We start from the raw sequence: 23,992 nt of genomic DNA on the forward strand, positions 1-23,992 counted from the left end.
GCGCGGGGGGGCCCGCCTGTTTTCCGGGGGGGGTGCGGGGGGGTGGGGGGCGGGGGGGGGGGGGTGTCGCCGTCGGCGGGGCGCACCCCGGCCCCACACCGGTCCCGTCCCTCAGCGGTCGACGAACCGCATGCTCTGCTCGTTCCAGCGCTCCCCGTAGACCTCATCGGAGGGAACGGCCGCCTCCACGGCGGCCAGGTCGGCCGGGGTGAGGCTCAGGAAGGCGGCGTCGACGTTCTCCTCCAGATGGGCGCGACGCCTCGTTCCCGGAATGGGGATCACGTCCGGCCCCCGGTGGTGCAACCACGCCAGCGCCAGTTGCGCCGCCGTGACCCGCAGTGAGGCGGCGAGCTCGACGAGACGGTCGGCCAGGGCGAGGTTGCGCGGCAGGTTGTCCGGGGCGAACCGGGGCAGCCCGAAACGCCGGAAGTCGCCCTCCTCCAGCTGCTCGGGGGAACGGATGGCGCCGCTGAGGAAGCCCCGGCCCAGCGGGGAGTACGGCACCAGCGCGATGCCCAGCTCCCGGCACGTCGCCACGATCCGGCGCTCGATGTCTCGCGACCACAGCGACCATTCGGTCTGCAGCGCGGCGATCGGGGCCACCGCGTGGGCGCGCCGGATGGTCTCGGGCCCCGCCTCGCACAGTCCGATCTCGCGGATCTTGCCCGCGGCGGCGAGTTCGGCCATCGCGCCGACGGTCTCCTCGACACCGACCTCGGTGTCGACGCGGGTGAGGTAGAACAGGTCGATGTGGTCGACGCCGAGCCGCCGCAGCGAGGCCTCACAGCTTCGCCGGACGTAGCGGGCGTCCCCTCGGACGGCGGCGCCGACGCCCGGTCCGGGGCGCACCACGCCGAACTTGGTCGCCACGATCGCCGTCTCCCGCCGCCCGGCGACGGCCTTGCCGACGAGCTCCTCACCGGCGCCGTGGCCGTAGACGTCGGCGGTGTCCAGCAGTGTCGCCCCGAGATCGAGGGCACGCCGGATGGTCGCGATCGACTCGGCCTCCACCGTGGCGCCGTAGAACTCCGACATGCCGAGGCAGCCGAGGCCCTGCGCGCCCACGGTGAGGGATCCGATCCTGCGCGTGGGAAGTCGTGTCAGGGTCATCTGCGTTCTCCGTCCCGTTACCGCAGGTAGACGACGATCGACGACTCGTAGGTGTCATGGGCGTCCTTGACCAGCGGCCGGAACTGGCGAAACCCGATGGCGCCGCGCAGCGGCCCCGCGACGACGACGGCGGGGAAGGTGGCGGCCTCGCCGGCGGTCAGCCGGGCGTCGTCGACCAGTCCTCCCGAGCGGATGACGTTGCCGTCGTTCAGCCGGATCTCCTCCCCGAAGTAGGCGATGAAATGGCCGTCGTGCTCCTGGCGGTAGAGCATGCGGCCCGCCCCTCTGGTGTGGCCGAGCGGCTCGCCGTCCGAGCCGAATATCTCAAGCCGCACGGTGGCGAAATCCTTCTCCGTGGGCGTCGTCCCGGTGGGGTCGGGATTACTGGAGTGGTATTCGACGACCTTCTCGGTGAGATCGCGCAGAATCAGCGACCGGCCCGGCCGGCCGAGGGCGCCGACCCTTTCCGAGGTGGTTTCCGGTGGCGCCGCCACGAGTGGCAGGGCCCAGGAGTTCACGGTGTCGAGCACCGGTGAGATCCGAGCGGAAAGCACGCGGAAATCCATGGTCGCCTCCTGGGCGGAATTCCGAGCCGCCGTCCGGAACGCGGAGGCTCGCAGGAACCGACATTAGAAAGAACGGCTCAAGTGGTCCTAAAAGCGCGTGGCGTAGTCGCGGCCGGCCGCTTTCCGCCGGGTCGCCAGGGCGAGTTCCATCCGGGAGCTGACACCGGTCTTCCGGTAGATCCGGGTCAGGTGAACGTCGACGGTCCGCATGCTGATGGTGAGCCGGTCGGCGATCTCGCGGCGCTTCATGCCCGTGCAGATGAGCAGCGCGATCTCACGCTCGCGGTGCGTGAGCCGGCCGAACATCTCCACGGGGCCGGTCTCGGGTTCGAGTTCCGCGGCGGACGGCCCGCTCGTCTGCCTGCCGAGCCAGTCGAGCATGGTCGCCGCCCCTGACCGGCGTGCCATCTCGGCGGCGAGCCTGGCCGTCCGGGACGACCGTTCGGCGTGTCCCAGCTCGCCGAGCACGCGTGCGGCCTGCCCCAGCGCGTAGCACTGCTCGATTCCCATTCCCGCCGACGCGAAGCGATCGGCCGCGTCCTGGTAGCACCTCGCCGCCTCGGCGAGCGAGCCCCGCACGCGGTGCAGATGCCCTCGGGTGAGGTCCGCGTAGGCGAGGTTGTGCGGCATCGGAACGGCCCGGGCGTGTTCCTGGCTGTTGTGCACCCAGCCGTCCAGGGGCATGCCGGCGTCCATTCCGGCGGCGCACAGCATCTCCCAGGCGGTGTTGCGGTAGGCCATGGGAATGGTCCGCAGCTCGGACCCCTTGCCCTCGTTGAGCAGGAGGGCGACGCAGTGCGCGGGGTCGTCGTCGAGCCACGCGCATCTGGCGAGGGTCAGCGCGGCGATCGAGGCGCTGCCGTTGACGTTGGCCTGCGACGGTGACTGCCTGGCCAGTGCCTGCTGGGCGAGGGACCTGGCCTTCCCGCTGCCCACCGGCTGCATCCAGACCTCGGCCGCGGACTTGAGCGCGACCGCCTGGGTGTGCCGCAGGGAGTTGTCAGGGCCGGACTCGATGATGGCGGCGTTGGCGGCCTCGCGGGCCTGTTCGAGCTGCCCGAGGTGGCGCTCGGCCTCACTGAGCAGCACCAGGAGCGCCGGGAGCAGGAAGATCCGCTGGCGGTGGCGGGCGACGTCGACGCCCCGCCGCACCTGCCGCTGGGCCTCCACGTAGCGGCCCAGATAGAGATGGGCGAGGACGACCACGAACAGGCTCTCCACGTGACACGCCACCAGGTGCTCCGGGGCGCGGTCCAGCGTCTCGCCCGCGGCGGTCGCGTCGGCCAGTGCCCGGTCCACCTCACCGGAGAAGGTCGCCTCCAGCGCCCGAAGACCGAGCAGGCCCGCGGCGGTGAGGTCGTCGCGGCCGGTACGGGCGACCTGAAGGGCCTGCTCCAGCTCGGCCCTGCCCGGTATCCGGCCGAGCATGGTCGTGCGGAAACCCCGCGCGAACACCAGACGCGGCCAGACCGGTGAGCGTCGCAGGTCCTGCCGGGCGAGATACTCGTTGAGCAGGCCGAGGGTCTGCGCGTCCTGGCTCAGCACCGCCTCGACCATCGACACGGAGGCGACCTGCCCGGCCAGCGTGAGCGGGTCCACCGAGCCACCGGACTCGTGCACCAGGAAGAGCAGGTCCCGGCTCTCGGTCATCCGCCCGATCCGCCCGAACGCGGTGCTCAGTGCCAGCCGGGCGCGCATCCCGATCTCGCTGGAGACGGGTGCCTCGGCGATCACCGGTGTGAGCCAGGAGACGCACTCGGCGACGTCCGTCTCCATGATCTCGTAGGACGCGTCCACGATCCGCGCCAGCTCGCTCGCGCGGACCCGTGACAGCGAGCTGACCAGGTGGAAGCCGAGCTGCTTGCCGGCCTGGCCACGGGCGGAGAGCAGGCCCAGGGCGCGCTGGTGGGCGCGGGTGGCCCAGCAGGGGTCGATCGTCCTGCGCAGCAGCGTGCCGAAGACCTCGTCGCGGACGGAGAACAGCGTGCCGATCGGCTCGACCCGCACCAGGTCACGCCGGACCAGGCCGCGCAGGGCGGCGGAGACCACCAGCGCGTCCAGTTCGGCGATCTCGGCGAGCAGTTCGACGTCGAACCGCGAGCGCAGGATCGCCGCGGCGTTCAGCACGTAGCGCTCGTTCAGCGTGAGGCCCCGGACCTCGGTGAGCACGGTGAACTCGAACGGGGCGACGGCGGTGTCGCTTCCGGACCACGTGCTGTGGTCGAGGGCCTGCAGGGCGCGGAGGCTGAACGGGTTGCCGCGGCTACGACGGCGAAGATCGTACGGAGCGGGGACGGGCGTCATGGCGAGCATCTGCTCGTCGCCGAGCGGCGCCAGCTCGATGCGCGCGGTGCGGCCGAAGGCCACGCCGAGGGAGACGGCCTCGGCCAGGGCCTCGGGCGTCTGCCGGGGACGCAGCGACACGACCACGTCCACCAGCGGCGGGGAGGCGCCTTCGGCGATCTCGGCCAGTTCGTGGATGGTTCGCTCGTCGGCGAGGTGGGCGTCCTCGATCACCACCAGCTCGCGGTCCGGCTGCCGCCGGTGCCGTGACAGGCCGGCCACCCCCGGCGGCTGATGGCGTTCCGCGGACAGCCGGGCACGCCGCAGCATCTTCCTGACGCTGTTCATCGTGCCCTCTCGGTCGCCGCGCGAGCAGCGGTAGACGGCGGCGGGCAGGACGGTCCACTGCCGGTCCCGCACGAGCGCGGAGAGCAGGTGCGTCTTGCCGGCCCCCGGTTCGCCGAACACGGCGACGAGACGCCCCTCGCCTCCTGGTTCCCAGGTCAGGTGCTGCAGTCTGTCCAGTTCGGCGGTGCGTACCACGGCGACGGAAGCGGTGTCGGAGAAGCTCTCTTCGTGCGAACTCATCTCTGTGAAGACCCCAGGCGTTCGTGAAAGAAAGACGGTGGGTGGCCCTGGCCGCGCTCCCTGGTGCGTACGGGCCGGTGTTTGCTGTGGTGACGGTTTGCGAGGTTCTGCTGCCGGTCCCCTGATCCGGCGATAACCACTATTAGCCTACCTAATTAGTTGGTTTTTATCACCACCTGTCGCCGATGGGGCGTGCGGGAGGCCGGTCGCCCGCCGTCGAGGGGATGGGTGGTCCGGTTGCGGGCCCGCTCAGGACCGGTGGTCGCGTGTGGTGATCCCCTCCAGGACGAGGAGCAGGAGGCGAGGGCTGTCGTCCCTGTCCGGCAGGGACTGCTCGCGCACCCAGGCGGCACCGCTGAGCAGGTCGAACAGTTCGCCGGGGGTCAGATCGGCGCGTACCAGGCCGGCGGCCTGCGCGGCGCGAAGCAGGTCCGCGCCGCCGTGATGCATCGCGTTGCACATGGCGTACGAGGGGGTCCCCTCGTCGTACATGCTCTGCGCGAGGATGCCGACCAGTCCTCGGAAGGTGCTGAAGTGCCGCACCGCCCGCTCCATCCACTCCGCCAGGGCCCCCAGCGGGTCGGGGGAGGAGAGCAGTCGCTCGGCGTGGGCGACGAGATCGGCCAGCCCGTCCCTGGTGGCGGCCTCCACCAGGGAGGCGCGGACGGGGAAGTGCCGGTACAGCGTGCCGATCGCCACGCCGGCCTGGGCGGCGATGTTCTCCAGGGACGCCTCGGAGCCGTCGGCCTCGAACGCCTTGCGGGCCGCGGCCAGGATCGCGTCGTAGTTGCGCCGGCCGTCGGCGCGTTTGGGGCGCTGGGCGATGTGGGGCGTGCCGGTCGTCATCGAACCTCCCGCTTGACATCCTGAGGCAGCCTCAGCTTGACTCTTCTCATCCAAGCTGAGACATCCTCAGTATAGTTCCGGCCTCTAACCTGAGGATGCCTCAGTATGTGTCCGGGCGATCGGCATCGGAGGTTTCATGAGTACCGACAGCGTCTCCGAGGGGATTCCGGCCAGGGACGCCCCTGCCCGGCCGTGGGCGCTCACGCTCACCGCGATCGTCGGCGCGGAGTTCATGTTGCAGCTCGATGGCACCATCGTGAACGTCGCGCTGCCGACCCTGCAGTCCGACCTGGGACTCTCGATCACCGGCGGGTCGTGGGTGCCGAACGGTTTCCTCCTCGCCTTCGGCGGGCTCCTGTTGCTGGCGGGCCGGCTCGGCGACGTGCTCGGCCACCGCCGGGTCTTCCTCGCCGGAATCGGGCTGGTCGTCGTGGCCTCGCTGCTCGCCGGTCTCGCGCCCAACCTGGAGGTCCTGCTGGTCGGCCGGGTCCTGCAGGGGGCCGGCGCGGCGATCGCCGGCCCGACCGGCCTGGCGCTGCTCGCGATCGTCTTCGAAGGAGAGCGCCGCCAGCGCGCCTTCGGCCTGTACTCCACCGTCACCGGCCTGGGGGCCTCCGCCGGCATGGTCCTGGGCGGTGTGCTGACCTGGGCGGGGGACTGGCGCTGGAGCCTGCTGGTCAACGTGCCCATCGGCCTGCTCATCATCGCCGTCTCCGTCAAGGTGCTGGGTCTGCGTGACGAGGCCACCCGGCCGCGCCCGCTCGGCCTGCCGAGCGCCCTGCTGGGCACCGCCGCCGTCACCGCCGCCGTCTACGGGCTGGTGCGCGCCGCCGAGAGCGGCTGGGGCGACACCGGCGCGCTGAGCTCACTCGCGGCGGCGGTCCTGCTGGCGGCGGCGCTGCTGATATGGGACCGGCGCACCGAGGAGCCGCTTCTGCCGCTGGTGGTCTTCGCCGGCAGGCAGAGGGCGGGAGCCCTCCTGTGCCTGCTGCTGCTCGCGGCGGTGCTCACCGGTTTCCTGATCTATCTGGTCCAGTACCTGCAGGGTGTGCTCGGGCTGGACGCCCTGCGCAGCGGGCTGGCCATCCTCCCCTTCGGCCTGGCGCTGCTCGTCGTCACCCAGCTGCTCACCAAGCACATCGCGAGCGTGAGCCTGCAGACCCGAGCGGTGCTCGGCCTGGTCGTGGTGCTGGCCGGGGTGGCCTGGCTGACCCGCCTCGACGCCGACGGCACCTACCTGACCGGCGTGCTCCCGGCGCTCGTCGTCATGGGACTCGGCGTCGGAGTCGCCATCATCCCGTTCAACATGATCATTCTGACCACCGCACCGCCCGAGTACGCGGGCGTCACCGCCGGCCTGCTGCAGACGGCGCTGACCGTCGGAGGGTCACTGGGCCTGGCGGCCCTGCTGATCCCGTTCACCGCGGGCGGCGCCGACATCGCGGCGAACATCTCGTCGGTGTTCGTCTGGGCCTGCGCGGCGATAGCGCTGGCACTGGCGGTGGCGCTGCTCTTCTGGTTCGGTCCCGGGGCGCGCCGGGCCGCGGCGGCCCAGGGCTGAGCGGGAGGTGAGCTCCGGCACCGTCCCGCGCGGGGGACGGTGCCGGAGGCATCAGCCCGCGATCGCGTAGTCGGTGTCCGCCTCGAGGATCGCGAACTGCAGCCTGCGCATCGTCCTGCGCGGATCGAGGCCGAGTTCCTCCCGCAGCGCCTGCCGGGCGGACTGGAAGACCTCCAGCGCCTCGGCCCTCCGGCCGGAGCGGTAGAGGGCCAGCATGAGGTGCTCGCGGAGGTTCTCGTTCAGCGGGTACTCCTCGACCCACGCCGACAGGTCACCGATCAGCTCCCGGTGCCTGCCGAGCCGCAGCGAGCAGCGCGCGACCGTCTCCAGGCACTCCAGTCGCACCTCCTCCGCCCACCGGGCGAAGGTGCCCACGATGAGCCCGTTGTTGATCCCCGCCAGGACCGGCCCGCGAAACAGGCCGGCCGCTGCGGCGGAGACCTCCAGCGCCCGCTCGGGCTCGCTCTCCGGTACGGCCCGCGCCTCGGCGTGCAGGGCCCGCAGGAGGAACACGTCGACCGACGACCTCTCGACCTCCAGCAGGTATCCCTGCGCGTGGGTCCGGATCGTCGCGCCCTCGACCGCCGGCTGGACGAAATTCTTGCGCAGGTGGGAGATGTAGACGTGCAGCGCGGCACGAGCCCGCCGGGGCGGCTCGTTCCCCCACAACTCGTCGATCAGCTCATCCGTCGAGACCGGCTGGTTCGCGCGGATCAGCAGGGTGGCCAGCAAGGTCTCCACCTTGGGCGCGTTGACCGTGCGCGTTCTCTCGTCCACCAGTTGCAGCGGCCCGAGCAGTTCGTATCTCATCTGTCTCCCGAGTGGCTTGAGCCTGGCATCAAGTGGTGATCGACCCTTTTTTGCCGGGTAGCGCCATTCTTGCGACGGATGAGCGGGTTGCCATCAGCGGAAGTGCGTACGAACCCACCGGCGAGTGCGTAGTCACCGCCCCCGCCGGAACACGCCCGGCTCCCGCCCCGGGTGGCCGATCTCCCGCACCGGTCACCCGGGGCGGGAGCCGGCCGCGACGCCGTGGCCGACTCCCGGTGAGAACGGAACTCGGGAGCCGAGCCGGTTGTCCCGGGCGCCGGGACCGCACGCTCAGCCGGCGGCGCCGAACCACCTGGACAGCCCGCCGAGCAGTTCCTGCTGGTCCTCGCCGACCCACGCCACGTGGCCGTCCGGCCGCAGCAGCACGGCGGGCACGTCCAGCTCCTCGCCGCCGTCGACGACGTGGTCGACCCGGCCCTCCCAGCCCGCCACCGAGAGCCGGCCGGTCTGGTCGAGCAGCAACCCGCGACCTTCGTGCGTCAACTCGTAGAGACGACCGTTCTTCAGCGCCACGTCCCGCATCCGCCGGCCGAGCAGTTCGTGCCCCCCGCCGAAGTCGTAGCGAACCCCGATCGCGACGATTTTTTCGATGAGATACCGGTTCACCTCCTCGAAGTCCATCAGTTCCGACAACAGGCGGCGCACAGAGCGAGGGCCAGGCTCGGTGGACAACAGCTCCATCTGGGCGCGGGTGTTGTCCAGCACGTCGGCGGCCACCGGATGCCGTTCGGTGTGGTAGCTGTCCAGCAGTCCTTCCGGTGCCCAGCCGCCGACCTCGGCGGCCAGCTTCCAGCCGAGGTTGAACGCGTCCTGGATGCCGAGGTTGAGCCCCTGTCCGCCGACCGGGGGGTGGATGTGCGCCGCGTCACCGGCCAGCAGCACCCGGCCGGTCCGGTAACGCTCCGCCTGCCGGGTGGCGTCACCGAAGCGAGACAGCCAGCGCGGTGAGTGCACGCCGAAGTCGGTGCCGGAGAAGACCCGCAGCTGTCGCTTGAACTCCTCCAGCGACGGCGGGGCCGAGCGGTCCTCGACCACTCCCTCGGCCGGAACGACGACGCGGTACACGCCTTCCCCGAAGGGGCCGAGGCCGAACCGCAGGTTGGTCTTGCGGACCTCGGCGACCACGGCGGCGACCGTCTCCGGCGGCACGCCCACCTCCATCTCGCCCAGCAGCGTGTCGTTCCTGGAGGGCTCGCCGGGGAAGGCGACACCGAGCAGCCTGCGCACCGTGCTGCGGCCACCGTCGCAGCCGACGAGGTAGCGCGAGCGCAGCCGCGTGCCGTCGGCCAGCTCGGCGGTCACCCCGTCCTCGTCCTGGCTCAGCCCGACCAGCTCGTGGCCGCGCCGGATCTCCGTGCCGAGCTCGGTGGCACGCTCGGCCAGCAGACGATCGGTGACGGGCTGCGGGATGCCGAGGACGTAGGGATGCGTGGTGTCCAGCCGGTCGGGCGCGGGCTTGGCGAGGCCTGCGAAGAAACCGCCGAGCGGGTGCTTCCTGCCGTTCGCGAGAAACCTCTCCAGCAGGCCACGCTGGTCCATCACCTCGATGCTGCGCACGTGCAGGCCGAGCGCGCGGACATACCCGGCCGGCTCCGCCTCCTTCTCCAGCACGAGCACGCGCACCCCGTGCAGCCGCAACTCGGCGGCGAGCATCAGGCCGGTCGGCCCGCCGCCGACGATGATCACGTCGATCATGAAGATCCCCCATTCGACAGAGTTCGCTTTCCGGCCGGCTGCTCCGCGTGGTCCGGCGGCGCGCACACCCGCGTCCTCGCGCCGGGTGCCCGCGACCGCACCGCGAGTTCCACCGGTGGTCCGGCGTCTCGCATGACCCGTACGTCGATCGGCGAAGAACGCGTACTTCGCGGACCCCTGATCTCCCCAGGTTCCGGCCTCGGGCCATGATTCTGCGGCAAGACCCGGGTCTTGCCGCAAGCCCCCCGGTGCGCTATACGTTGAGAGTGGCAGGTAGTGGGTGATTTCCCGAACTTCGCCGTTTGTCGATTTCACCGGTCGCCGTTCGTCGCGGCCGCGCGGTCTTCTCCCGAAGCGATGACGCGTCGCGTACGACGCCCGTCCAGCCGAGCCCGTTCGCCCAGGTCGTTGACGCCATCGTCCTCCGACCTCGTCTCCCGCCCGTTGCCGCAACCCGCCGATCCGGCCGGGCGCCGAACCGGGCGCCGCGAGATTCACGGCGGTGTCGTCGGAGAGTCCTTCTCAGGGGGCGGCCCCGTCGGCGGAGCGGCGCGGGGCGGGGGCGGTCGTGAAGCGCAGGGAGATCGGGGGAGCGAGGAGAAGGTGCCGGACCGGGGTTTCGGGGTTGGCGATGCGCTGGATGAGCAGGTCGACGGCGTGGGCGCCGAGCTGGTCGGCGGGGACGTCGGCCGCGGTGAGGGGCGGGTGGAGGTTCTCGGCCCAGTGCTGGGCCGCGACGCCGGTGATGGAGAAGTCCCGGGGGATCTCCAGACCGGCGTGACGCAGGGCCCGGTAGACGCCGGGGAGCGCGGCCTCGTTGATGGTGGCCAGAGCGGTCACCTCGGGGTGGTCGGCCAAAAGCCGCTCCACGCACGTGTGCCCCGCTGAGGCGTCGTCGGCACAGCACAGTTCGACGCCTGTCAGGCCACGTTCGGCGATGGTCCTGGCGAAGCCCGCCTGGGCGCGGTGGCCCGGCCCGTAACCGGCGGCGACGAGTTCGGCGGAGCGGTTGACCAGCGCGATGTGCCGGTGCCCGAGATCGGCCAGATGCTGCACGCATCGGGAGATCAGCGTCTCGTAGTCGACGTCCACCCAGCACATGTCCTCGGGCTCGGCGGTACGGCCGATGCCGACGAACGGCAGGCCGGTCTGCTGGAGCCGGGTGACCCTGTCGTCCCGCAACCGGATCTCCATCAGGATGATCCCGTCCACCCGGCTGCCGGTGACGACCCGCTCGAAGGAGCGGTCGTGCTCGCCGCCGGACGGCGAGAGCAGGACGTCGAGGTCGGCCCGGGCCGCGGCGTCGACCACGCTGGCCACGAATCCCAGCTGCATGTCGGTGAGCCGCTGGCTGGCCGGCGGGATGACCAGGCCCAGCGTGCGGGTGCGGCCCTCCTTCAGCGCCCGGGCGCTGGCGTTGGGCCGGTAACCGAGCTCGTCGATGACGTCCTGGATGCGTCGCCGGGTCTGTTCCGACAGCGAGCGTTTGCCGCTGAGCGCGTAGGACACCGTGCTCCGCGATACCCCTGCCCGCCGGGCGATCTCCCCGATGTTCATCGAGACTCCTCAAAAATCCGGGTCGACACAGACACATGATAGGTCGAATCGGTTCACCCGGGGAAAGCGGCCGGACACGCCATGTGAACGACGTGGCGTACGGGCCTCCGAGGTCCCGCCCTGAGGGGCGGGCGGAGGCGCGCAGAAACCCTCGGGGGCCATGCATGTCGGTCCAGGCACCCCATTGACCTTCGTCCCGGCGGGGCCTATGTTCATCGAATCGGTTCGACAAATCGATTCGACACGAGATCGAAACAATCCGGAAAAGTCCGTTGGCGGAAGGAAGACCCGATGAGATCAGCGGAATGGGGGCGGCGCGGCGCCGGAATGAGCCTGGTGATCTTCGTGCTCACGAGCGGTCTGGCCGCGTGTTCGTCCTCCGACGCCCCTTCCGGCGGAACCTCCGCCGACGCCTCCGGTGGCACCTACACGATCTGGGATCCGTATCCGCAGTTCGACGGCACCTCCGAGTGGGTGAAACTGCTCACCAAGTGCGGCACCGACGCGGGAGTCTCGGTCACCAGGACCGGTTACGACACCAGCGACCTGACGAACAAGGCCCTCCTCGCCGCCCAGCAGGGCAACTCCCCGGACGTGCTGATCGTGGACAACCCGGTGGTCTCGACGCTGGCCGAGGCCGGAGTGCTCAGCACGACCGAGGAGGCGAAGATCGACACCTCGGCGATCGACCCCAACCTCCTCGCGGCGGGCCAGAGCGGCGGCAAGACCTACGGGATCCCCATCGGGGCGAACACCCTCGCGCTCTACTACAACAAGGCGGTGCTGAAAGAGGCCGACGTCGACATCGCCACCGTGAAGGACTGGGCCTCGCTCACCGCCGCGCTGGACAAGGTGAAGGACGCCGGCAAGAAGGGCATCACCTTCTCCGCCATCGGCACCGAGGAGGGCAGCTTCCAGTTCCTGCCCTGGTTCTGGGGCTCCGGCGCGAACCTCACCCAGCTCGACTCCCCGCAGGCCGTCTCCGCCCTGGCGCTGTGGACCGACTGGCTGAAGAAGGGCTACGCCCCCAACTCGGTCATCAACAACACCCAGACCACCAGCTGGCAGGAGTTCGCGACCGGGGACTACGCCTTCGCCGAGAACGGCACCTGGCAGCTGGCCAACGCCAAGGAGGCCGGCTTCGAGTACGGCATCATCCCGATCCCGGCCGCCGACGGCGCCACCGCGCCCGCACCGACCGGTGGCGAGTTCGTCAGCGTGCCGGTGCAGAAGGACCCCGGTCGCTACGCCGTCTCCCAGAAGCTGGTGAGCTGTCTGACCAGCGCCGACAACTCGCTCACCACGACCACCACGCTGTCCTACATCGCCCCCACGGCGGAGGTTCAGGCCAAGCAGGTGGCCGCGACGGCCGACCTGAAGGTGTGGGTCGAGGCGGTGAAGGCGGCGAAGGGCCGCACGAGCGACGACCTCGGCACCAAGTACCCCAAGATCTCGCAGCCGATGTGGACCGGGGTGCAGAGCGCCCTCAGCGGTTCGAAGACCCCGCAGGAGGCGTTCGCGGAGGCCCAGAAGGCAGCGTCCGCCGCCACGAACTGACCGCGTCGGAGAGTCGGCGAAGGACGTCATGAACAACCCCACACAGACCGCGGCCTCCCGCTCTGTGCCCGAGCGTGGCGGGGCGGCGCGCGTCGCCGCCCCGCCACGCTCGCGTGACCGGCGGCCACGCTCCACCCAGTGGGCGGCCTGGGCGTTCCTGGCCCCGGTGACCACCTACCTGATCGCCTTCTACCTCTATCCGCTCTACCGCAACATCGACCTCAGCCTGCGCGACTACACGGTCCGCTCGTTCGTGCAGGGCGGGGCGGAGTTCAGCGGCCTGGACAACCTGCGCGAAGTGCTCGACGACCCGACCTTCGGGCCCGCACTCACCCACACCGTGGTGTTCACCCTGGTGTCGCTGGCCTTCCAGTTCGCCATCGGCCTGGCCCTGGCGGTGTTCTTCAGCCAGAACTTCAAGCTCTCGGCCACACTGCGCGCGCTGTTCCTGGTGCCGTGGCTGCTGCCCCTGATCGTGTCCGCCTCGACCTGGTCGTGGATGCTCAACAGCGACTCGGGCATCGTGAACGCGGCCCTGGGCTACGTGGGCCTGGGACCGGTCAACTGGCTCACCTCCCCCGACTGGTCGCTGGTCTCGGTGACCATCGCGAACATCTGGATCGGTATCCCCTTCAACCTGGTCGTGCTCTACAGCGGCCTGCAGGCGATCTCGCGCGACGTCCACGAGGCCGCCGAACTGGACGGAGCGGGCGGCTGGCAGAAGTTCTGGCGGGTGACCTTCCCTCTGCTGCGGCCGGTGTCGGCGATCACGCTGCTGCTCGGCCTGGTCTACACGCTGAAGGTTTTCGACATCATCTGGATCATGACCAAGGGTGGCCCGGCGGACTCCTCGACGACCTTCGCCACCTGGTCCTACCGGCTGGGGTTCGGCAACCTGCTGCCCGCCTTCGGGCCGGGCGCGGCGGTGGGCAACCTGCTCATCCTGATGGCCCTCGTCTTCGGCCTGATCTACATCCGCGTACAGCGAAGGCAGTCGCAATCATGACCGGCAAGAGGGTGTGGTGGAAGAGCGTCCTGGGAGTGGTCCTCACCGGGCTGATGCTGTTCCCGGTCTACTGGATGGTCAATGTCTCCTTCACCCAAGACCGGGACATGCGCAAGAGCCCGCCGCCCTGGTTCCCGTTCGACGGCACGCTGGACGGCTACCGGGCGGTCCTCGACCAGCAGATGCCCTACCTGGCGACCAGCCTGATCGTGGGCCTGGCCACGGTGGTGCTGACCGTGGCCATCGCCGCGCCCGCGGGCTACTCGCTGGCGAAGCTGCGTCCCAGGGGCGGCGGCGCGCTGAGCTTCGCGTTGCTGATCGCGCAGATGATCCCCGGAATCATCATGGCGATGGGTTTCTACGCGATCTATCTGAACCTGGGGGTTCTCAACTCGCTGCCCGGCCTCATCGTCGCCGACACCACGATCGCCGTCCCGTTCGCCGTGCTGGTCTTCACCGCGTTCATGTCCGGAATACCCCAGGAGATGCTCCAGGCGGCCACGGCCGACGGGGCGGGGCCGGTGCGTGTCTTCTGGTCGATCGTCCTGCCGGTCAGCCGCAACGCCGTCGTCACGGTCTCCCTGTTCGCCTTCCTCTGGGCGTGGTCGGACTTCGTGTTCGCCGGCACGCTCGACGGCGGTGGCACCCTGCGCCCGATCACCCTGGGGATCTACCACTACATCGGTAACAACAACCAGCAGTGGAACGCCATCATGGCGACCGCGGTCGTGGCCTCCCTTCCGGCCACGGTGCTGCTGATCATCGCGCAACGCTATGTCGCCGCGGGCATCACCGCCGGAGCGGTGAAGGACTGACCACTCCTCGCCCTTTCCCGCAGGGACCACCAGACCCGGCCGACCGACACGGGCCGCAGGCGTCGCCGCCACGCGGAACCCACATCGAGAAAGAGAGCTGAGTTCATGACCGTCGCCGCACCAGGCCCGGAGTTCTCCGTCCAGGAGATCCCCTTCAGCTTCCGAGGGTCCTGGTTCAACTTCTCACCCGTGATAGCGGAGAAGACCTACGCGGATGACGTGCATCTCGTGTCGCACCAGACGGGACTGCACCCGATCCTGCGGCTGATACCCACCGCCGGGGGAGTGCGCGCCGCGACGACCGTCGTGGCCACACCGCACCGGCTCACCTGGACCCATGACAGCGGGCAGATGGAACTCGCCTACGAGCGGCCGGACACGGCGCGGCTGCGCGGGCGAGGGCTCGGTCTGCGTCTCATCGCGGCGAATGCCGACCTGACCCCGTTCAGCGGGCCGTACCTCTACCGGGATCCGGTCGACGGGGCCCATGTCTTCACGGCCTACGAGACCGGGCGGCGCTACCGGGTCACCGTGTTGCGCGGTGACATGACCGACTGCCCGGGGGTGCAGGCGCTGGGCTCGGGGGAGCGCGGCGTCGTGCTGTCCGGTGACGGCGAGCCGTGGGAGATCGCGATCGAGGAGTACGGGACCTCCCGTCCGCCGTACCTGTCGGCGGGCACCTTCGAGCAGGCGGTCAAGTCGGCGAGGGCCGATTTCGAGTCCTTCGCCGAGGCGCTCGCGCCGTGGCGCGGCGCCGAGACGCCCGCCGCGGATCTGGCGGCCTACGTGCTGTGGTCGGCCACGGTGCGGCCGACCGGGTTCATCACCCGTCCCGCGGTGTTGATGTCCAAGCACTGGATGGACAAGGTCTGGAGCTGGGACCACTGCTTCAACGCGATCGCGCTGGCCGAAGGGGTGCCCGACCTGGCGTGGGACCAGTTCCGGCTCGTTTTCGACCATCAGGACGAGGGCGGTGCGCTGCCCGACTCCATCACCCACTCCGAGGTGCTCTACAACTTCGTCAAGCCGCCCATCCACGGCTGGGCGCTGCGCCACCTGCGAGAGCGCATGCCCCGGCTGCCCGCGGCCGAGCTGGCCGAGACGTATCGGAAGCTGGAGAGCTGGACCGGGTTCTGGCTGACCGCGCGCCGTGTTCCCGGGCAGGAGTTGCCGCACTACCAGCACGGCAACGACAGCGGCTGGGACAACGCGACCACCTTCGACCCGGAGCGGGTCGTCGAGACCGCCGACCTGGCGGCCTTCCTCGTGCTCCAGATGCGGGAACTCGCCCACCTCGCGGGAGAACTCGGGCTCGCCGAGAAGTCCGCCACGTGGTCCCAGGCCGCCGACCGGATCCGTGAGGCGCTCCTCGAAGAGCTCTGGGCCGGCGACCGGTTCGTCTCGCGTGGCGCGCACTCCAGGCGGACCTGGTCCAGCGACAGCCTGCTGGACCTGATGCCGATCGTACTGGGAGCGGAGCTGCCGGAGCCGGTGCGCACCACGCTGGCCAGGAGGATCGAGACGCACCTCACCGCTTACGGGCCCGCCACCGAGCTGCCGACCTCCGAGCACTATCGAGACGACGGCTACTGGCGGGGACCGATCTGGGCGCCCTCGACCGTCCTGATCGAGGACGGCCTGCGCCGCGCCGGTTTCGCCGAACTGGCCGACAAGATCAGCACGCGGTTCCGCGCACTGTGCGAGAAGTCCGGCTTCGCGGAGAACTTCGACGCCCGAAGCGGTGCCGGGCTGCGCGACCGTGCCTACACCTGGACGGCGAGCGGCTACCTGATCCTGGCCGCCGCACACGAACGACGCCGGTCCGGCGCTCTGCTCCCGGACGTGCCCCCGGCCGTCGGGTAGCCCTGGGGCGGTTCGTGTTCCCGCAGTCCCACTCCGGCTGCCCACGGACGGTCGCTGGGGTCACAGGGCACGCAGGAAGCCTTCGAGGATCTCGTTGAAGACGTCGGGGCGCTCCATGTTGGGGTAGTGGGCGGTCCCTTCGACCGGGATCACCCGGCCGTTGGCGACGGTGTGGGCGAGGCGTTCGGCCATGCCGATGTGGTCGGGTGAGTCGACGGTGCCGTTCACCGCCAGCAGGGGAACGTCGATCGTGGCGGCGCGCTCCCAGGTGTCGCGTACCTGGACGAGCAGGTTGGGCTCGTCGGCGGTGTGCTTGGACATGGTGTCCCCGGTCATCCGGCGCAGACGGGCGACGACATCGGAGTCGAGGTCGTCGAGGGTGCGGTACGGACCGGCGGCGAAGAGCGTGAACGCCTCGATCGAGGCGTCCAGGTCGCCGGCCGCCATCGCCGAGTGCCACGCGGTCATGGTCTGGAGGGTCCAGGGGTCGGTGAAGTACGGCTCGCTGGTTCCGGCGCCGCTGACGACCACGGCGCTGACCAGTTCCGGGTGCTCAAGCGCTGTGTCGACCGCGATGCCCGCCCCCATGGAGACCCCCACCAGGATCGCGGGGCCGGTGCCCAGACGGCGCAGCAGGCCGGCCAGGTCGTCGGTGGGCCGGAACGGTTCGGTGGCGTTGGCGGACCGGCCGTGACCGCGGGCATCGGGTGCGATGACGCGGTAGCGAGAGGCGAGGAACGGAATCTGCTCCTCCCACATGCCGTGGTCCAGGAAGCCGCCGTGCAGCAGGACGAGGGGCCGGCCGGTGCCGGTGTCGAGCCAGAACAGGTCACTCATGACACCTAGGTTGTCATTATTGGTCAATAATGACAACCTAGGTGTCATGATGGTGGGGTGAAGGAAAAAGACCGCACCCCCGCGTCCGATGAACGGGCCGACCGGCTCGCCGAGGTGTTCGACCTGGTGGGGCCGTTGTACCGGCGCGCCCATCGAAAGGTGGAGCAGGACGCGCCCATCGAGGGGTTGTCCGTCGGAGTGCGGGCGGTGCTCACCATGCTCTGCGAGCACGGGCCGATGACCGTCCCCCAGATGGGCCGGGCTCAGGCGCTGAGCCGCCAGTTCGTACAGCGCATGATCAACGAGGCCGCCGCCCGGAACCTGGTTGAGTCCGTCCCCAACCCGGCGCACAAGAGGTCCTCTCTCATCCGGCTGACCGAGGAGGGGCGGGTCGCCGTCACCGCCCTGATCGACCGCGAGCGCGCGCTTCTCCGCCGGGCGGGCGGAGATCTGAGCGATGCCGAGGTCGCCGCCTGCATCCGGGTGCTCTCACACCTCCTCCGCTTCCTCGACCACGTCGAGGTGGACTAAGCCTGTACGAGATGCGGTCGCGTCGAAGCCGTCCGATCGAAGGTGCCGGTCACTTCGGCGGCCGGTTCGAAGCACTCGATTTTCCGTCCGCACGGTGCCCGTCGCGTCTAAGGGCGTACCGGAGCGGGGCCGGTGCTGGCCCGCAGCGAGATCGACGGCTGCAGCAGAACCTGGCGCGGGGGAGCGTCCGGTGACGAGATCCGTTCCACGAGAAGCTCCACGGCCTGGGTGGCCATGGTCGCGACAGGCACGTCGGCTGAGGTCAGCGGCGGGTGGAAGTCCTCCGCCCATTGCCGGGCCACCACGCCGGTGATCGAGAAGTCGTCGGGCACCGCGAGTCGCCTGCCTCGCAGAGCCCGATCCACACCTGGCAGGGCGGCTTCGTTGAGCGTGACGACGGCGCTGACGGCCGGATTCAGGCGAAGAAGGTCCTCGACGCGTTCCTCGCCGGTCGTCGCCTCGTCCGGGCAGCACACCGCGGTGGCGCTCAGGCCGCGTTCGGTCGCTGCCGCGGTGAAACCGTCAAGAGCCCGGCGGGCGGGACCATAACCGGCGGCCAGCAACTCCTGCGGCCGGTTGAGGAGCGCGACGGTGCGGTGTCCGAGGTCGGCCAGGTGATGGACACAGCGGGAGGTCAACGCCTCGTAGTCCACGTCCACCCAGCAGTCGGCCTGGGAGTCCGCGGTATGGCCGATCGTCACGAACGGCAGGCCGGACCGGCGTAGCCGGTGCGCTCGCGGATCCTCCAGCCGGACCTCCATCAAGACGACACCGTCGACCCGGCGGCTGCTCACCATCCGTTCGAACGACCTGTCGTGCTCGTCACCACTGGGTGAGAGCAGCACGTCGAGTCCGTGACGGCCCGCGGCCTCCACCACGCTCGCGACGAAGCCCAACTGCATGAAGGTGAGGTTCCGGCCGGCGGGCGGGACCACCAGCCCGAGCGTACGAGTGCGCCCCTCCGCCAGTGCCCGGGCGCTGGCGTTGGGACGGTAGCGCGCCTCCGCGATCACTTGCTCGATCCGCCGACGGGTCGCCTCGGACACCGCCCGCTTGCCGCTCAGCGCGTACGAGACCGTGCTACGTGACACGCCGGCGCGCCTGGCGATCTCCCCGATGTTCACTGTGGCCTCCCCGTGGCACCGGATCGAGCCCGCGCCTTGTGACACCTGGTTCGAATCGATTCGATGCGAGGCTATGGGCCTAGAAGGGGGGTGTCAAAGCAGCTCAGCGTGCTGCGGCGAGGATGTGCCGCCTCTGGGAGGGAGGGGGAGTGGGGTAGTGCGTCGTCGGCGACCTGGGCTCTCCGTCAAACGCGTCTCGCCATTGGCCGGTCGGTCATCCGGCCTTGGGGTGCCACCTCCCGGAGGGGGCAGATGCCCACCTGGATCGATTTCTCGAGCCGGTCGACAGAGGACTTGCCCTCGGAGTCGGCGGGCGTCAACTCCTGTCGTGACGATGACGGCTTCCGAGACGATTATAAATCTACATTGTAAAGGGCGTGAGTTTGTTGAAAATCACTTCAAGATCAAAAATCCATCCCAGCTAGGAAGGAGCGCGGCGCGGCGGGTTTCACCCCCGGCTCAGTCGTCGATACCTCTCATGATTGAAGGACGGCCGCCAGGTTCACCACGCGTATCGCGTCGCCCTGCTTCCGGAAGATGACACCACTGCCTGCCGCCGCCCGCCACCGGGGGTCCTCGACGGTCACGGTCGTCTTCGGATGGCCGGGTGGGTTCAGGTCGTCGGGGGAGGTCGGCCACGCAGGGCGGCAGGCCGTCGGGCTGGGGCGGTTGGGGGTCGTCATGCGCACTTGTCGAGGACGTCCGTCCGGTTCAGCAGGCCGAGTAGGCGGCGTATGCCGGATGGCCGAGAACAGTCCCGATCAGCCTTCGTCCTCGTGGACTTTCCTGACCCATCACGCTCGGGTGCTGCTGGAGATCGCCCGCGACCCGCAGGTGCGGCTGCGTGACATCGCGGCCGTCATCGGTATCACCGAGCGCGCGGCACAGGGCATTGTGACCGATCTGCACAATGCGGGCTATCTGACCCGCTCCAAGGTGGGCCGCCGCAACCACTACACGATCAATCCCGACCGGCATTTCCGCTATCCCACCGAGGCTGATGTGCCCATCGGTGTGTTGCTGGACATCTTCGCCCGTCACGACCAGGCCCTGCAGGTGGGTCGGCACGGTTAGAGGGAAGATCGGATGTCGGCGTTGGGCCGGTCGGCTCCGGCGGGCTTCACTTGGTCGAGGGCGGGGACGGCCTGGTGTCGGTCCAGCCGGACTCCAGCACCACCCTGCCCCCGTCGCCTTTCTCCTTCGGCATGCCGATGGTGGCGACGGTCAGCACCTTGGAGGTGTCGGGGTCGATGATAAGCCTGGTCTGGGCGGGTTGACCCGCCTGTATCGGGAAGGTCACGGCGATGCCCGGCCGCCCCTGCGGGTCGGTGGTCGGGCCTTCGACCCGTACCGCGGGTAGCGTCGCCAGCGCCTGGTAGGCGGCGCTGCGAACCTGGGGGGAGGCGGGTAGTTCGTACAGGAGCGAGGCAAGGGTGTCCGGTAGGCCGGCCTCCACCGAACCGGTGAAGTCTCGATCTCTGCGGATCGCCTTGGCGGCCCGCTTCTTCAGTGCTTCAGGGGCGGCGGGTAGCGCCTCGATCTCCTTCAAGGTCATGGGCGTGGCGCTCCAGTAGAGTCTGTGCTTTTTCTTGTTCTGGAAGAACATGGGCTTGCCGGGCGAGGTGGAGTAGGCGCCGCCGTCCCTTCCTATCGGCCATTCGGTCGGCGAGCCGTCCCGGCGCCATGCCTTCGTGTCCAGGGGGCGTGTGGGCAGTTGCCTGTGGCCGATCCAGGTGCGGCCGTCCTTTGCCACCCATCTCTCCGAGAGTGTGGAGGTTTCCAGGCGGTAGGTGATGTTGTTCTCGCTGTAGGGCCAGAGCGGCTGATGGGTGTACAGCTCCTTGAGGTGCCAGTAGGCCCCGTGTGGGGCGGCTTCTGCCTTGGCGGCGGCGGCCAGCAGGATCGAGGCGCTTGACAGGGTGGTGCCGCTGGATGTGGCTGTGGGAGAGGGCGTCGCGCTGGGGGTGACCTGGCCGAGGAGGAATGTCGCCGCGACCACGCTTGCACCACCCAGTCCGGCGGCGCTGGCCAGCCATGGCAGGTGCCGCCGGACTGGGTGGTGCGGGCGTGTTCCTGTCCGGGGTGTCATGGTCTGGGTTGCCATGATCGCCTCACGCAGTTCGCGTGCGCCAGGCCCCTGATCCGGCGCGTGCGGTGTGGGGTCGATGGCCTTGATCAGGTTGTCGATGTCACTCATGCTTCCTCCATCGCGATTGTCAAGGACGCCTGTCGTTCCAGCGCCGCCGTCAGCCGCTTGCGCGCCCGACGTAGCCGGGTCCGGGCTGCGATGGCCGTACATCCCACGACTTTGGCGATTCGATCGCTGGTCAGATCCTCCCAGCAGGCCAGTGCCAACACCTCGCGGTCACGTTCGGGTAATCCGTCGAAGGCGAGGCGGACGTGATCCAGGTCGACCGGCTTGACCGGCCGGTCGGCAGCCAGTTCCGCACGCAGCCGTTCGGCGAGTACCGCCCTGCGGACCTCGCCTCGGTGCTGGTTGGCCAGCACGCGGCGGGCCACCCCGTACAGCCACAGCAGCGCCTCCTCTCCTTCGGGCACGTCGTCGATGCGCCGCCACGCGGTGAGGAACGTCTCGGAGATGACGTCGGCCGTGTCGTCGGAGGAGCTGGTACGGCGGGTGGCGTACTGATGTATCACGGGGTAGTACGCGTCATAGATCGCTTCGAAGCGATCTCGGTCTGTCACGAAGTCTCCTCGCCGAAAGGTGCCGGACACCTGGTTAATGTCCGGCACCTTTTGGAATGTGACAGTGCGCCTTGGGCAGTTTGCGTTAGGGGCCAGATCGTCTGATCCGGCCGGTTCGTTGCGGGCCGCGTCGCCGGTGTCGGTGATCGCCCGTTTCGACTACGACTCCGTCGCGCTGGCCGGGATCGTCGGCGGGGAGGTTCGCAGTGTGAGCCGGTGGTCTCGCCCGGGTGGGGCATTGGGGCTGGGGGCGCGTTCGGCGGCCGGAAAATGTCGGTGCCGGGAGAGATGATGGGATCATGACCGACGCGCCCCCCAGCATTCTTCTCGCTGATCAGACCGCCTACGCCGAAGCCGTTCAGCTCGCTTTGGACGCCGCCGCGGCCTACTACGGTGACGGCACCTCCAGGTTGGACGACGACGCCTACGACCGGTTGGTCCGGGGCATCGAGGCTTATGAGGACGAGCATCCCGAGGAGGTGTTGCCGACTTCGCCGACGGGCAAGGTGGCCGGGGGTGCGGTGGTCGGTGATGTGCCGCACGCGGTGCCGATGCTCAGTTTGGACAACGTCTTCGGTGCCGGGCAGCTGGCCGACTGGGCCGCCTCGCTGGAGCGCAGGCTTGGGCGCCCGGTCGCGGCGTGGAGCGTCGAGCCCAAGCTCGACGGGCTGGCCATTTCGGCCCGTTATCGTCACGGCCGTCTGGTGCGGCTTGTGACCCGTGGCGACGGCGCCGCCGGTGAGGACGTCTCCCACGCGATCGGCACCGTTGTGGGGCTGCCTTCCAGGTTGGCCGAGCCGGTGACCGTTGAGTTGCGCGGTGAGGTGCTCATGACGGCGTCGCAGTTCGAGGAGGCGTGTGGCAAGCGGCGGGCGCATGACGGCACCACCTTCGCCAACCCGCGCAGCGCCGCCGCCGGCACACTGCGGGCCCAGGACCGGCCGTATGTGTGCGAGTTGACCTTCTTCGGCTATGGGGCGCTGCCGTATCCCGATGACGTCTCCGAGACGGCTGAGTGGTTGCGTGGGCTGCCGCACAGCGAGGTCATGGCGTGGGTTGCCGGGCAGGGGGTGCAGACCAGCGCGGCCACCTCGGTGGCCGGGATCGTCGCTGAGACGTTGGAGGGGGTGCGGGAGCGGGTCGAGGAGATCGCCGCGGTGCGGCCGGAGTTGCCGTTCGGTATCGACGGGATCGTGATCAAGTGTGATCTCGCCGGTGACCAGGCGCAGGCCGGTTTCAGTTCGCGTGCTCCGCGGTGGGCCGTCGCCTACAAGCTGCCCGCGACCGAGAAGATCACCAAGTTGGTCGGTGTGGAGTGGAACACCGGCCGTACCGGAGTCATCGCCCCGCGCGCGGTGTTGGAGCCGGTCGAGCTCGACGGCAGTGTCGTCACCTATGCCACGCTTCACAACGCCTCCGACATTGCGCGTCGGGGTTTGATGCTGGGTGACAGTGTGACCGTCTACAAGGCGGGTGATGTGATTCCCCGGGTGGAGGCGCCGGTGGTGCATCTGCGCACCGGTGATGAGCGGCCGATCGAGATCCCGAAGGTCTGTCCTACCTGCGGTGATGCGATCGACGCCTCTCAGGAGCGGTGGAGGTGCGTGCGTGGTCGCGCCTGCCGGATGATCGCCTCCATCGGCTATGCCGTGGGCCGTGACCAGCTCGACATCGAGGGGCTGGCGGAGAGCCGCATTCTGCAGTTGCTGGACGCGGGGTTGATCGCCGACTTCGCCGATCTGTTCTTTTTGACCCGTGAGCAGGTGCTGGGTCTGGAGCGGATGGGGGAGACGAGCACCGACAATCTGCTGGCCGCGATCGAGCGGGCCAAGGCACAGCCGCTCAGCAGGGTGTTCTGCGCGCTGGGTGTGCGTGGCACCGGCCGGTCCATGAGTCGTCGCATCGCCCGGCATTTCGGCAGTATGGACGCCATTCGTGCGGCCGACGCCGGGGCGATCGAGGCGGTCGAGGGCATCGGCCCGAAGAAGTCGCCGGCGGTGGTGGCCGAGCTCGCCGAGCTCGCGCCGTTGATCGACAAGCTGGTGGCGGCCGGGGTCACCATGACTGAGCCCGGCTGGACGCCTCCTGCCGCCCCCGTCGTCACCGGGGGCGACGGGGGCGAGGCCCCCGCGCAGCCGGGTGACGCGTCCGGGTTGCCGCTGGCCGGGATGTCGGTCGTGGTGACCGGTTCGATGAGCGGGGCTTTGGAGTCCTTGACCCGTAACCAGATGAACGAGCTGATCGAGCGTGCCGGGGGCAGGTCCTCTTCTGGTGTCTCGGCGAAGACGTCCTTGTTGGTGGCCGGGGAGAAGGCGGGTTCCAAGCGGGCCAAGGCCGAGAGTTTGGGGGTGCGGATCGTCGGCCCCGAGGAGTTCGCCGGTCTCGTCGGCCCGTTCCTTTGATCGGGATCGGAACGGGGTGGTGACGTCGTCATGCGATCGCGGGCGATCTCCTGGTTCACCGTCCTCTCCTGATCTGTGCGGCCGCGGTCACGAGTTGTTCGGTGTCGTGTTTTT

20 protein-coding genes are annotated in these 23,992 nt (G+C 69.6%); 8 read left to right on the forward strand and 12 right to left on the reverse strand.

Annotated elements, in window-relative coordinates:
- Positions 1–111: 111 nt before the first annotated feature.
- From AB0B96_RS31070 to AB0B96_RS31085, 4 genes are all read right to left on the reverse strand, one after another.
- Positions 112–1,110, reverse strand: coding sequence for an aldo/keto reductase (locus AB0B96_RS31070; RefSeq protein WP_362904385.1), 999 nt, complete (start codon positions 1,108–1,110; stop codon positions 112–114).
- A gap of 17 nt (positions 1,111–1,127) precedes the next feature.
- On the reverse strand, positions 1,128–1,676 hold the full coding sequence (locus AB0B96_RS31075; protein ID WP_350950121.1) for a hypothetical protein: 549 nt from the start codon (positions 1,674–1,676) through the stop codon (positions 1,128–1,130).
- An 87-nt stretch (positions 1,677–1,763) separates the two neighbouring features.
- Positions 1,764–4,547 (reverse strand): LuxR C-terminal-related transcriptional regulator, encoded by a 2,784-nt coding sequence (locus AB0B96_RS31080; RefSeq protein ID WP_362904388.1) that lies wholly within the window; start codon positions 4,545–4,547, stop codon positions 1,764–1,766.
- A gap of 249 nt (positions 4,548–4,796) precedes the next feature.
- Complete coding sequence (locus AB0B96_RS31085; protein ID WP_362904390.1) at positions 4,797–5,393, reverse strand: TetR/AcrR family transcriptional regulator; 597 nt, start codon at positions 5,391–5,393, stop codon at positions 4,797–4,799.
- 136 nt (positions 5,394–5,529) lie between these two features.
- Between AB0B96_RS31085 and AB0B96_RS31090 the strand changes: the two genes are divergently transcribed.
- Positions 5,530–6,954 carry an MFS transporter gene (locus AB0B96_RS31090; protein WP_362904392.1) on the forward strand — a complete coding sequence of 475 codons (1,425 nt, stop codon included), beginning with the start codon at positions 5,530–5,532 and terminating at the stop codon, positions 6,952–6,954.
- 51 nt (positions 6,955–7,005) lie between these two features.
- On the opposite strand, the gene AB0B96_RS31095 is transcribed toward AB0B96_RS31090, so the two are convergent.
- The 3 genes from AB0B96_RS31095 to AB0B96_RS31105 form a co-directional block, all read right to left on the reverse strand.
- Positions 7,006–7,764, reverse strand: a complete 759-nt coding sequence (locus AB0B96_RS31095; RefSeq protein WP_350950117.1) for an AfsR/SARP family transcriptional regulator — start codon at positions 7,762–7,764, stop codon at positions 7,006–7,008.
- Between the two features lie 291 nt (positions 7,765–8,055).
- Positions 8,056–9,480 carry a rifampin monooxygenase gene (gene rox / locus AB0B96_RS31100; RefSeq protein ID WP_362904395.1) on the reverse strand — a complete coding sequence of 475 codons (1,425 nt, stop codon included), beginning with the start codon at positions 9,478–9,480 and terminating at the stop codon, positions 8,056–8,058.
- A 522-nt stretch (positions 9,481–10,002) separates the two neighbouring features.
- On the reverse strand, positions 10,003–11,037 hold the full coding sequence (locus AB0B96_RS31105; RefSeq protein WP_362904397.1) for a LacI family DNA-binding transcriptional regulator: 1,035 nt from the start codon (positions 11,035–11,037) through the stop codon (positions 10,003–10,005).
- A gap of 291 nt (positions 11,038–11,328) precedes the next feature.
- Here AB0B96_RS31105 and AB0B96_RS31110 point away from each other — a divergent pair, with 291 nt between their 5' ends.
- The 4 genes from AB0B96_RS31110 (at position 11,329) to AB0B96_RS31125 (ending at position 16,278) form a co-directional block, all read left to right on the forward strand.
- Positions 11,329–12,594 carry an extracellular solute-binding protein gene (locus tag AB0B96_RS31110; RefSeq protein ID WP_362904399.1) on the forward strand — a complete coding sequence of 422 codons (1,266 nt, stop codon included), beginning with the start codon at positions 11,329–11,331 and terminating at the stop codon, positions 12,592–12,594.
- 28 nt (positions 12,595–12,622) lie between these two features.
- Positions 12,623–13,600, forward strand: a complete 978-nt coding sequence (locus AB0B96_RS31115; protein WP_362904401.1) for a sugar ABC transporter permease — start codon at positions 12,623–12,625, stop codon at positions 13,598–13,600.
- The gene (locus AB0B96_RS31120) at positions 13,597–14,415 is read left to right on the forward strand and encodes a carbohydrate ABC transporter permease (RefSeq protein ID WP_362904403.1); all 819 of its coding nucleotides are present in this window, start codon (positions 13,597–13,599) and stop codon (positions 14,413–14,415) included. The genes AB0B96_RS31115 and AB0B96_RS31120 overlap by 4 nt, the downstream gene beginning before the upstream one ends.
- A gap of 105 nt (positions 14,416–14,520) precedes the next feature.
- The gene (locus AB0B96_RS31125; RefSeq protein ID WP_362904405.1) at positions 14,521–16,278 is read left to right on the forward strand and encodes a trehalase family glycosidase; all 1,758 of its coding nucleotides are present in this window, start codon (positions 14,521–14,523) and stop codon (positions 16,276–16,278) included.
- Between the two features lie 60 nt (positions 16,279–16,338).
- On the opposite strand, the gene AB0B96_RS31130 is transcribed toward AB0B96_RS31125, so the two are convergent.
- The gene (locus AB0B96_RS31130; RefSeq protein ID WP_362904407.1) at positions 16,339–17,115 is read right to left on the reverse strand and encodes an alpha/beta hydrolase; all 777 of its coding nucleotides are present in this window, start codon (positions 17,113–17,115) and stop codon (positions 16,339–16,341) included.
- Between the two features lie 57 nt (positions 17,116–17,172).
- Between AB0B96_RS31130 and AB0B96_RS31135 the strand changes: the two genes are divergently transcribed.
- Positions 17,173–17,646: a MarR family transcriptional regulator gene (locus tag AB0B96_RS31135; RefSeq protein ID WP_362904409.1), complete on the forward strand. Its 474-nt coding sequence runs from the start codon at positions 17,173–17,175 to the stop codon at positions 17,644–17,646.
- Between the two features lie 107 nt (positions 17,647–17,753).
- Here AB0B96_RS31135 and AB0B96_RS31140 read toward each other — a convergent pair whose 3' ends face one another.
- Both AB0B96_RS31140 and AB0B96_RS31145 read right to left on the reverse strand, forming a co-directional pair.
- Positions 17,754–18,770 carry a LacI family DNA-binding transcriptional regulator gene (locus tag AB0B96_RS31140; RefSeq protein ID WP_362904411.1) on the reverse strand — a complete coding sequence of 339 codons (1,017 nt, stop codon included), beginning with the start codon at positions 18,768–18,770 and terminating at the stop codon, positions 17,754–17,756.
- A 476-nt stretch (positions 18,771–19,246) separates the two neighbouring features.
- Positions 19,247–19,453: a hypothetical protein gene (locus tag AB0B96_RS31145; protein WP_362904413.1), complete on the reverse strand. Its 207-nt coding sequence runs from the start codon at positions 19,451–19,453 to the stop codon at positions 19,247–19,249.
- A 121-nt stretch (positions 19,454–19,574) separates the two neighbouring features.
- Here AB0B96_RS31145 and AB0B96_RS31150 point away from each other — a divergent pair, with 121 nt between their 5' ends.
- A complete protein-coding gene (locus tag AB0B96_RS31150; protein WP_362904415.1) occupies positions 19,575–19,844 on the forward strand; it encodes a MarR family transcriptional regulator in 270 nt (89 codons plus the stop codon).
- 46 nt (positions 19,845–19,890) lie between these two features.
- Here the strand turns inward: AB0B96_RS31150 and AB0B96_RS31155 are convergent, their stop codons facing one another.
- A complete protein-coding gene (locus AB0B96_RS31155) occupies positions 19,891–20,967 on the reverse strand; it encodes a CU044_5270 family protein (protein WP_362904417.1) in 1,077 nt (358 codons plus the stop codon).
- Positions 20,964–21,476 carry an RNA polymerase sigma factor gene (locus AB0B96_RS31160; RefSeq protein ID WP_362904419.1) on the reverse strand — a complete coding sequence of 171 codons (513 nt, stop codon included), beginning with the start codon at positions 21,474–21,476 and terminating at the stop codon, positions 20,964–20,966. The genes AB0B96_RS31155 and AB0B96_RS31160 overlap by 4 nt, the downstream gene beginning before the upstream one ends.
- Before the next feature lie 299 nt (positions 21,477–21,775).
- On the opposite strand from AB0B96_RS31160, the gene ligA reads away from it, so the two are divergent.
- A complete protein-coding gene (gene ligA / locus AB0B96_RS31165) occupies positions 21,776–23,878 on the forward strand; it encodes an NAD-dependent DNA ligase LigA (protein ID WP_362904421.1) in 2,103 nt (700 codons plus the stop codon).
- The last annotated feature ends 114 nt before the right edge of the window (positions 23,879–23,992 follow it).

The sequence above is a fragment of the Streptosporangium sp. NPDC049046 genome (assembly GCF_040649155.1).
Classification (GTDB): domain Bacteria; phylum Actinomycetota; class Actinomycetes; order Streptosporangiales; family Streptosporangiaceae; genus Streptosporangium.